The organism is Streptomyces sp. OfavH-34-F (genome assembly GCF_022347745.1).
Taxonomy (GTDB): domain Bacteria; phylum Actinomycetota; class Actinomycetes; order Streptomycetales; family Streptomycetaceae; genus Streptomyces.
The window spans coordinates 1-10,009 of record NZ_JAKRGC010000240.1 but is presented as its reverse complement, the minus strand read 5'-3'; the positions used below and the strand labels follow the sequence as shown (position 1 = coordinate 10,009).

Genomic DNA, 10,009 nt, shown 5'->3' with positions numbered 1-10,009 from the left:
GTGCGGGTCAGGGACCGGCCCCGCCCCTCTCCGTACGCCCACGTGGTCAGTCGTCCCGGCCGACGCCCAGGACCGTGGCCTCCAGGTACTGTTCGGGCCGCTCGTACTGGCTGACGTCGGCCGGGTTGTAGCGCGGCGTCTGCATCGACCAGTCGAGGTTGCCGCGCATCCAGCTGCGCATGCCGTCGAGGTACGGCTCCAGTATCGGCGCCAGCTGCGGGTAGGCCGCCAGGAGTTCGGCCTCCGCGGTCAGGAAGCGCTGCGTCTCGACGGCGATCTCCGCGCAGACGTGTTCCAGCGCCTCCTGCTTGCCGAGGCCCCGGTGGTGGCGGACCAGGTGGACCAGGTTGTGGATCTCGCCGAGCACCTGCTCCTTCTCGTACGAGTACACGTCGTTGGCCCAGCACACATGGTTGCAGGAGGACTCCAGCGCCGTGATGAAGCGGGGGTCGTTGTGGATCGACTGGGGCGCCTCGATGCCGGCGACGATCTCTATGAGGTCCATGCAGACGAGGATCGCGCCGGTATGGCGGCGCTTCTCGATGTACATCTCCTCGGAGGGCACCACGCCCGCCGCGCGGTTCCCGGCCTCCCAGGTGGTGGCGGTGGTGAGGTACTTGCGCAGGTGCCAGGCGAAGCGGCGCCGCCAGTGCACCGCGGCGGTCGGGGTGGTGCGCTGCCACAGGTCGATGAGGGCGACCACCGCCGCGGGCAGCTCCTCGTTCGCCAGGACGCCGGTACGGCTGCCCTCGACGACGGACAGCATCAGCGCGACGACGTCGCGGACGCGTTCGGGGCTGCGGCCGAGATGGCCGTCGTCGAGCTGGTCGTCCACGAGGAAGAGCCAGACGAACCAGTCGGCGACGAGTTCGAGATGTTCACTGTCCGCAGTCGGATAGACCATGCCGACGAACGCGCCGAAGTCGGCCTGCTCGAATCGGTCTCGCGCCGAATCCCGGTGCACCAGACCGGTGTCACTGATCCAGGTGCCGAGATGTCGCCGGATCTGGGCGACGTGCGGGTTCGTCCGCTGGGGGAACGGGCAGTAAATGTCCGGAAGTTTGTTCTCCACGGGCGGGTCTCAATCCTCTCCGGTCGTACGGGTGACGGCAGTTGCACATGGTCCGTCCGTTCCTCCGGGGCATGGCGATGACCCACGGGACCTGCGGGTTTGAAGCTACCTGACCCCCCGTCATGAGGTCCAGGGCAGATGATCGGAATGGATGAAAGCGTGTCGGGTAAAGTCTGCGGGCAAGGCAGGTGGCATATGCCAAGTACTCCCGCAGGGTATTCCTTTTGGAGGAACCCACAAAAGCGGGGGTTGTTTGCTGTGCCTTCGTGGAAGCGACCTGCGCGATTTCATATGAAAAAATGAGTGTTATGCGTTTTCTTGAGCCCGGCACCGGTCGCTACACAGAGTCCCCCTCGGTCCCGTACGACCTCACGTACGACGACGTCTTCATGGTTCCGGGCCGATCGGCGGTCGGATCGCGCCAGGGCGTGGACCTGACCTCCCCGGACGGCAGCGGCACCACCATCCCGCTGGTCGTCGCGAACATGACCGCCATCGCGGGCCGCCGGATGGCCGAGACCGTCGCCCGGCGCGGCGGCCTCGTCGTCATCCCGCAGGACATCCCGATCGAGGTCGTCACCGAGGTCATCTCCTGGGTGAAGACCCGCCACCTGGTGCTCGACACGCCCATCGAGCTGTCCCCGGCCCAGACGGTCGCCGACGCGCTGTCCCTGCTGCACAAGCGCGCGCACGGTGCCGGGGTCGTCGTGGACGACGAGCGCCGGCCCGTCGGCGTGGTCACCGACCACGACCTGTCCGGCGTGGACCGCTTCACCCAGCTCTCCGAGGTCATGTCCAGGGATCTGGTCCTGCTGGACGCGGACATCGACCCGCGCGACGCCTTCAACAAGCTCGACGGCGCCAACCGCAAGCTCGCCCCCGCCGTGGACGCGGACGGCCGGCTCGTCGGCATCCTCACCCGCAAGGGCGCCCTGCGCGCCACGCTCTACACCCCCGCCACCGACGCGGACGGCAAGCTGCGGATCGCCGCCGCCGTCGGCATCAACGGCGACGTGGCCGGCAAGGCCGAGCAGCTCCTCGACGCCGGGGTGGACACCCTCGTCGTGGACACCGCGCACGGCCACCAGGAGTCCATGATCAGCGCCGTGCGCGCGGTCCGGGCGCTGGACCCGCGGGTGCCGATCGTGGCGGGCAACATCGTCGCCGCCGAGGGCGTGCGCGACCTCATCGAGGCCGGCGCGGACGTCATCAAGGTCGGCGTCGGACCCGGCGCCATGTGCACCACCCGGATGATGACCGGCGTCGGCCGGCCCCAGTTCTCCGCCGTGCTGGAGTGCGCCGCCGAGGCCAGGAAGTACGGCAAGCACGTCTGGGCGGACGGCGGTGTCCGCCACCCCCGCGACGTCGCCATGGCGCTCGCGGCCGGCGCCTCCAACGTGATGATCGGCTCCTGGTTCGCCGGCACGTACGAATCGCCCGGCGACCTCCAGCAGACCGCGGACGGGCGCTTCTACAAGGAGTCCTTCGGCATGGCGTCCGCGCGCGCCGTGAAGAACCGCACCTCCGACGAGTCCGCGTACGACCGCGCCCGCAAGGCGCTCTTCGAGGAGGGCATCTCCACCTCCCGCATGTTCCTGGACCCGGCCCGCCCCGGCGTCGAGGACCTGATCGACTCGATCATCGCAGGCGTCCGCTCCTCCTGCACCTACGCGGGCGCCGCCTCCCTCGCCGAGTTCGCCGAGAAGGCCGTCGTCGGCGTGCAGAGCGCCGCCGGTTACGCCGAGGGCAAGCCGCTGCACGCCAGCTGGAGCTGAGCCGGCCCGGCCCGTGGTCTACTGCCGGGGGGCGGCACGCGCCGCCCCCCGGCACCGCCACGCCCGGCTCCGCCCGCGCCACCGCAGAGAAGTGACCCGTACGACGTGCGACTGAACGACCTGGACGAACGCATCGTCCACGCCCTCGCCGAGGACGCCCGCCGCTCCTACGCCGACATCGGCTCGATCATCGGGCTGTCCGCGCCCGCCGTGAAACGCCGCGTGGACCGGCTGCGCGCCGAGGGCGCCATCACCGGGTTCACCGTGCGGGTGGACCCGGCCGCGCTCGGCTGGGAGACCGAGGGCTACATCGAGATCTACTGCAGCCGCAACACCTCCCCGGAGTCCATCAAGCAGGGCCTCGCCCGCTACCCCGAGGTCGCCTCCGCGTCCACCGTCACCGGCGACGCCGACGCGCTCGTCCAGGTCTTCGCCGCCGACATGCGCCACTTCGAACAGGTCCTGGAGCGGATCGCGGGCGAGCCGTACGTGGAGCGCACCAAGTCGGTCCTGGTCCTCTCGCCGCTGCTCAGGCGGTACTCCTCGGGCTCCCCGGGGTAGCCCCGCGCCGGACGGACCGGGGCCGCGCAACGAATCGCCGCATCCCGCCCGAACCGCGCAACGGATCGGCCGTCGATGCGCAACGGTCGCCGCTTGTCCGGGCCGAATCGCGGAACGTACCGTCTTTACGTCCCCGCCCCGCCCGCATCGTCCGAGGTCAGCCATGCCGCCGTTGCGCACCGCCCTGTTCCAGAGCTCCGGACGCCCCGGCTCGGTCGCCGGCTCCGTCGAGCTGCTGGCGGACGCCGCGCGCCGCGCCGCCGAGACCGGCGCCCGGCTGCTGGTCTGCCCCGAGCTGTACCTCACCGGCTACGCCATCGGCGACGACGTCCCCCGCCTCGCCGAGGCCGCGGACGGGCCCGCCGCCCGGGCCGTCGCCGAGATCGCCGTACGGCACGGCATCGCCGTCCACTACGGCTACCCCGAGCGCGACGGCGAGACCCTCTACAACTCCGCCCAGCTCATCGGCCCCGACGGCACCCGGCTCGCCGGCTACCGCAAGACCCACCTCTTCGGCGACTTCGAGCAGCACTGGTTCACGCCCGGCGAGCAGCCCGTCGTCCAGGCCGACCTCGACGGCGTCCGGATCGGCCTGCTGACCTGCTACGACGTCGAGTTCCCGGAGAACGTGCGGGCGCACGCCCTGGCCGGCACCGACCTCCTGCTGGTCCCGACCGCCCTGATGCACCCGTTCTCGTTCGTCGCCGAATCCGTCGTCCCGGTCCGCGCCTTCGAGAGCCAGCTGTACATCGCCTACGTCAACCGCACCGGCCCCGAAGGCCCGTACGACTTCACCGGGCTGAGCTGCCTGGCCGGTCCCGACGGCGCGGTCCGCGCCCGCGCGGGACACGGCGGGGAACTCGTCACCGGCGACGTCGACCCCGCGCTGCTGGCCGCCTCCCGGACCGCCAACCCGTACCTCCGCGACCGGCGCCCCGGCCTGTACGGCTCCCTCGTCTGAGCCCGCCGCGGTCCGCCGCACCCCTTTTCGTCTCCGCCCCGCCGTACCCGCAAGGAGTCCGTACCCCATGACGTCCGTGCCCCCCGCCGTCCAGAGCACCGAGGAAGCGGCCCCGCCGATCACCATGATCGGGCCGGACTTCCCCTACGCGTACGACGACTACCTCGCCCACCCGGCGGGCATCGGCCAGGTCCCGGCCACCGAGCACGGCACCGAGGTCGCCGTCATCGGCGGCGGGCTCTCCGGGATCATCACCGCGTACGAACTGATGAAGATGGGCCTGCGGCCGGTCGTCTACGAGGCCGACCGCATCGGCGGCCGGCTGCGCACCGTCGAGTTCGAGGGCTGCGCCACCGACGGCGAGCCGCTCACCGCCGAGATGGGCGCCATGCGCTTCCCGCCCTCGTCCACCTCGCTCCAGCACTACATCGACCTGGTCGGCCTGGAGACCAAGCCGTTCCCCAACCCGCTCGCCCCGACCACCCCCTCCACCGTCGTGGACCTCAAGGGCGAGTCGCACTACGCCAGGACCATCGACGAACTCCCGCAGGTCTACCGCGATGTGATGGACGCCTGGAACGCCTGTCTGGAGGAGGGCGCCGACTTCTCCGACATGAACCGGGCGCTGCGCGAGCGCGACGTCCACCGGATCAGGGAGATCTGGGCCCGGCTGGTCGAGAAGCTCGACAACCAGACCTTCTACGGCTTCCTCTGCGACTCCGAGGCCTTCAAGTCCTTCCGGCACCGCGAGATCTTCGGCCAGGTCGGCTTCGGCACCGGCGGCTGGGACACCGACTTCCCCAACTCCATCCTGGAGATCCTGCGCGTCGTCTACACCGAGGCGGACGACCACCACCGCTCCATCGTCGGCGGCAGCCAGCAGCTCCCGCTGCGCCTGTGGGAGCGCGAGCCGCAGAAGATCGTGCACTGGCCGCTCGGCACCTCGCTGTCCTCGCTGCACGACGGCGAGCCGCGCGGCGCGGTGACCCGGCTGCACCGCACGGCCGGCAACCGGATCACCGTCACCGACGCCTCCGGCGACATCCGCACCTACCGGGCGGCCGTGTTCACCGGCCAGTCCTGGCTGCTGCTCTCCAAGATCGACTGCGACGACGCGCTCTTCCCGATCGACCACTGGACGGCGGTGGAGCGCACCCACTACATGGAGTCGTCGAAGCTGTTCGTGCCCGTGGACCGGCCGTTCTGGCGGGACAAGGACGAGACCACCGGGCGCGACACCATGTCGATGACGCTGACCGACCGGATGACCCGGGGCACCTATCTGCTGGACGACGGACCGGACCGGCCGGCCAGCATCTGCCTCTCGTACACCTGGTGCGACGACAGCCTGAAGTGGCTGCCGCTGTCGGCGAGCGAGCGCATGGACGTGATGCTGAAGTCGCTCGGCGAGATCTACCCGAACGTCGACATCCGCGGCCACGTCATCGGCAACCCGGTCACCGTGTCCTGGGAGAACGAGCCCTGGTTCATGGGCGCGTTCAAGGCCAACCTGCCCGGCCACTACCGCTACCAGCGGCGCCTGTTCACCCACTTCATGCAGGACCGGCTCCCCGCCGACAAGCGGGGCCTGTTCCTGGCCGGTGACGACATCTCCTGGACGGCCGGCTGGGCCGAGGGCGCCGTACAGACCGCGCTCAACGCCGTGTGGGGCGTGATGCACCACTTCGGCGGCGCGACCGACCCGACCAACCCCGGACCGGGCGACCTCTTCGACGAACTGGCCCCGGTCGAACTGCCCGAGGACTGAGCCCCGAGGACTGAGCACCGCCGGCCGTACGGACCCCCCGGGCCCGTACGGCCGGTGCGGTCAGGAGCCGGAGGCCGTCGGCTTCTCGTCGTACGCGGAGGTGCCCGAGTCGAGCAGCGGCTCCTGCGTCTTGAGGTGGGCCGGGGCGAAGGCCCGCAGCACGTGGTAGCCGGTGATCACGACGATGGTGCCGAGCGCGATGCCGCCCAGCTCGAAGTTGTCGGTGATCTTCAGGCTGACCCCGCCGACGCCGATGATGATGCCCGCCGCGGCCGGCACCAGGTTCAGCGGATTGCGCAGGTCCACCTTGGCGTTCAGCCAGATCTGCGCACCGAGCAGGCCGATCATGCCGTACAGGATGACCGTGATGCCGCCGAGCACCCCGCCCGGGATCGCGGCCACGACCGCGCCGAACTTCGGGCAGAGACCGAACAGCAGGGCGAAGCAGGCGGCGGCCCAGTAGGCGGCGGTGGAGTACACCCGGGTCGCGGCCATCACGCCGATGTTCTCGGAGTACGTGGTGTTCGGCGGGCCGCCCACCGCGGTCGAGAGCATCGAGGCGGCACCGTCCGCCGCGATCGCCGTGCCCAGCTTGCCGTCCAGGGAGCGGCCGGTCATCTCGCCGACCGCCTTCACATGGCCGGCGTTCTCCGCGATCAGGGCGATGACCACGGGCAGGGCCACCAGGATCGCCGACCACTCGAAGCTCGGCGCGTGAAACGAGGGCAGCCCGATCCAGTCGGCCTTGCCGACGCCCGACAGGTCCAGGCGCCAGTGGTCCACGGCCTCGGCGCCGCCCGCGGGGGAGTGGATCTTCCCGAAGACCCGGTCCAGGACCCAGGACAGGACGTAACCGAAGACCAGCCCCAGGAAGATCGCGATCCGGGAGAAGAAGCCGCGCAGGCACACCACGGCCAGACCGGTGAACAGCATCACCAGGAGCGCCGTCCACTGGTCCTGCGGCCAGTACGTGGACGCGGTCACCGGCGCCAGGTTGAAGCCGATGAGCATGACCACCGCGCCCGTGACCACCGGCGGCATCGCCGCGTGGATGATCCGCGCGCCGAACCGCTGCACCGCGAGACCGGCCAGGAAGAGCACCGCGCCGACCACGAACACCGCGCCCGTGACCACCGCGCTGTCGCCGCCGCTCGCCCGGATCGTCGCGGCCACCCCGACGAACGAGAGCGAGCAGCCCAGGTAGCTGGGCACCTGGCCGCGCGTGGCCAGCAGGAAGATGGCGGTCGCGACGCCGGACATCATGATCGCCAGGTTGGGGTCGAGCCCCATCAGGACCGGCGCGACGAACGACGCGCCGAACATGGCGACCACGTGCTGTGCGCCCAGCCCGAAGGTCCGGGGCCAGGAGAGCCGCTCGTCCGGGCGGACCACGGCTCCCGGTGCGGGCGTCTTCCCGTCGCCGTGCAAGGTCCAGCGCACGCCGAGGCCCATGGTTGCTCCCTGTGTGTAGGTGCGTGAGCCCGTACCCGCATGACACGGCGCTCTGCGCGGAAAAGATCAGCGCCATGGTAGTGGGGCCCGGCGCACGCGCCCCGGCCGGACCCACCCGTTCCGGTTGCCCGGTGCGGCAGGGTCCGGCCGGGGCCGGGACGGGATCAGGTGCGGGGCGGGATCAGGTCCGGGGCGCGGCCGCCGGCGTGCCCTGCTCCGCCGCGCCGGACGGCGCCTTGCGGTCACCCGCCCGCAGCACCCCGGCCCCCAGCACCAGCCCGAACGCCAGCACCGACACCAGGCCGAACGACACGACCAGCGAGGTGGCCTCCGCCAGCGACCCGATCGCCGACGGGGCGATGAGCCCGGAGGTGTACGTGATCGTCGCGACGCCCGCGATGGCCTGGGCCGGCTTGGGGCCGCTGCGCCCGGCCGCCGCGAAGGCGAGCGGGACCACCACGGCGATGCCGAGCCCGATCATCCCGAAGCCGCACAGGGCGAGGGCGGCGTTGGGGCCGGTGACCACGAGGACCGCGCCGGCCGTGGCGAGCAGCCCGCCGGTCCGTACGGTGCGCACCGCGCCGAAGCGGTCGACGACCCGGTCGCCGGCGATCCGGGCGATGGCCATCGTCAGCGCGAAGGCGGTGGTGGACGCCGCGGCCAGACCGGCCGAGCTGCCCAGTTCGTCGCGCAGGTAGACCGCCGACCAGTCCAGGCTGGCGCCCTCGGCGAACACCGCGCAGAAGCCGACCGCGCCGATGATCAGGGCGGACCTGGGCGGCAGCGCGAACCGCGGCGGCGGCTCCTCGTCCGGCTCGCTGCGCAGGTCGAGCACCCACTGGCAGGCCGCCAGACCCAGGGCGGTCAGTACCAGGGCGGCGACGACGTGGTGCAGCCGGGCGTCCGCGCCCACGTGCGCGGCGACCGTGCCGGCCGCCGATCCCAGCAGGGCGCCCACGCTCCACATGCCGTGCAGCCCCGACATGATCGACTTGTCGAGCCGGTTCTCCACCTCGACCCCGAGGGCGTTCATCGCCACGTCGGACATGCCCGCGGCCGCCCCGTACGCGAACAGCGCCACGCACAGCGTCAGCAGGTTCGGTGCGAGCGAGGGCAGGACGAGCGCCAGCGTCCACAGGGCCAGCAGGCCGCGCAGCGCGGTCCGGGCGCCGAAGCGGTGGCTCACCGCCCCGGCCAGCGGCATGGCCAGCGAGGCGCCGATCGCCGGGAACGCCAGCGCGAGCCCGAGCTGTCCGGCGCTGACGCCCGCGTGGTCCTGGATCCAGGGCACCCGCGTGGCGAAGCTGCCGGTCACCGCTCCGTGCACGGTGAAGACCGCCGCGACGGCGTACCTGGCCCGCCGCACCTCCCCGGTGCCGAAGACCTTCGCCGTTGATTCCTTGGTCATACCCCCGTGCCCTTCACTGGAGTCGTTGTCGACGGTGCGGGCAGTAAACTATCAGGAACCCTGCCTGATAAATAGTCCGCCCGCTCCTCCGGTTCCGGCGGCGATCTGGAAGGATTCCGGCATGCGCGCATCACCGAGCACCGCTCGGGCCATCAACGACCGGCTCGCCCTGCGACATCTCCAGCAGGACGGTCCCCTGACGGCCACGCAGCTGAAGAAGCTGACCGGGCTCTCCCGGCCCACCGTCGCCGACCTCGTCGACCGGCTCCAGGACGCGGGCCTCATCCACGTGGTCGGGGAGGCCGGCGCCGAGCGGCGGGGCCCCAACGCGCGGCTCTACGGCATCGTCGCGGACCGCGCGCTGCTGGCCGGGCTGGATGTGCGCACCGACAGCGTCGCCGTGGTCGTCGCGGACCTGCTGGGCGCCACGCTCGCCGAGGCGACCCTGCCCATCGGCACCGAGACCGCCGAGGACAACGCCGTCGAACAGGCCGTCGCCCTGCTCGCGACCACCGCCCGCAGCGCCGGCAGCGCGCCCCTGCACAGCGTCGGCATCGGCGCGCCGGGCCTGATCGACCCCGTCACCGGGGAGCTGCGGGACAGCACGGGGCTGCCCGCCTGGCACCGCAGCCTGGTCCGGGCGCTCCAGGAGAGGCTGCCGGCGACGGTCCTCGTGGAGAACGAGACGAACCTCGCCGCCGTCGCCGAGCACCGCGTCGGCGCGGCCGCCGGCCGCGACACCTTCGTCCTGCTCTGGCTGGGCCACGGCGTGGGGGCGGCGGTGATGCTCGACGGGAAGCTGCGCCGGGGGGCCTCGGGCGGCGCCGGCGAGATCGGCTTCCTGCCGGTCCCCGGCACGGAGGGCAGGCCGTCCGCCGTCAACTGCGACGGGGGGTTCCACTCGCTGACCGGCTCGGCGCCGCTGTGCGAACTGGCCGCCGCCCACGGCATCGGCGTCCCGGCGGACGGCCAGGAGCCCGGCGCGGCGGCGGCCGTCCGGGCGGCGCTCGCG

Annotated in this window: 8 protein-coding genes; 5 read left to right on the top strand and 3 right to left on the bottom strand. The window is 71.8% G+C overall.

Features of this window, described 5'->3' with window-relative positions; all coding sequences use genetic code 11:
* Positions 1–46 precede the first annotated feature (46 nt).
* Positions 47–1,072 (bottom strand): terpene cyclase, encoded by a 1,026-nt coding sequence (locus MHW47_RS26390; protein ID WP_239226270.1) that lies wholly within the window; start codon positions 1,070–1,072, stop codon positions 47–49.
* Between the two features lie 308 nt (positions 1,073–1,380).
* On the opposite strand from MHW47_RS26390, the gene MHW47_RS26385 reads away from it, so the two are divergent.
* From MHW47_RS26385 to MHW47_RS26370, 4 genes are all read left to right on the top strand, one after another.
* Entirely contained in the window at positions 1,381–2,847 is a 1,467-nt protein-coding gene (locus tag MHW47_RS26385; protein ID WP_239226269.1) for a GuaB1 family IMP dehydrogenase-related protein, read from the top strand.
* Between the two features lie 105 nt (positions 2,848–2,952).
* Positions 2,953–3,408 (top strand): Lrp/AsnC family transcriptional regulator, encoded by a 456-nt coding sequence (locus MHW47_RS26380; RefSeq protein WP_018103925.1) that lies wholly within the window; start codon positions 2,953–2,955, stop codon positions 3,406–3,408.
* Between the two features lie 163 nt (positions 3,409–3,571).
* Entirely contained in the window at positions 3,572–4,369 is a 798-nt protein-coding gene (locus MHW47_RS26375) for a carbon-nitrogen hydrolase family protein (protein WP_239226268.1), read from the top strand.
* Between the two features lie 67 nt (positions 4,370–4,436).
* Complete coding sequence (locus MHW47_RS26370; RefSeq protein WP_239226267.1) at positions 4,437–6,137, top strand: NAD(P)/FAD-dependent oxidoreductase; 1,701 nt, start codon at positions 4,437–4,439, stop codon at positions 6,135–6,137.
* 60 nt (positions 6,138–6,197) lie between these two features.
* Here MHW47_RS26370 and MHW47_RS26365 read toward each other — a convergent pair whose 3' ends face one another.
* Positions 6,198–7,589 (bottom strand): uracil-xanthine permease family protein, encoded by a 1,392-nt coding sequence (locus MHW47_RS26365; RefSeq protein WP_239226266.1) that lies wholly within the window; start codon positions 7,587–7,589, stop codon positions 6,198–6,200.
* A gap of 181 nt (positions 7,590–7,770) precedes the next feature.
* Positions 7,771–8,997 carry an MFS transporter gene (locus MHW47_RS26360; RefSeq protein WP_239226265.1) on the bottom strand — a complete coding sequence of 409 codons (1,227 nt, stop codon included), beginning with the start codon at positions 8,995–8,997 and terminating at the stop codon, positions 7,771–7,773.
* Between the two features lie 121 nt (positions 8,998–9,118).
* Here MHW47_RS26360 and MHW47_RS26355 point away from each other — a divergent pair.
* Positions 9,119–10,009, top strand: an 891-nt coding sequence (locus MHW47_RS26355; protein ID WP_239226264.1) for an ROK family transcriptional regulator, incomplete at its 3' end; no start/stop codon positions are given.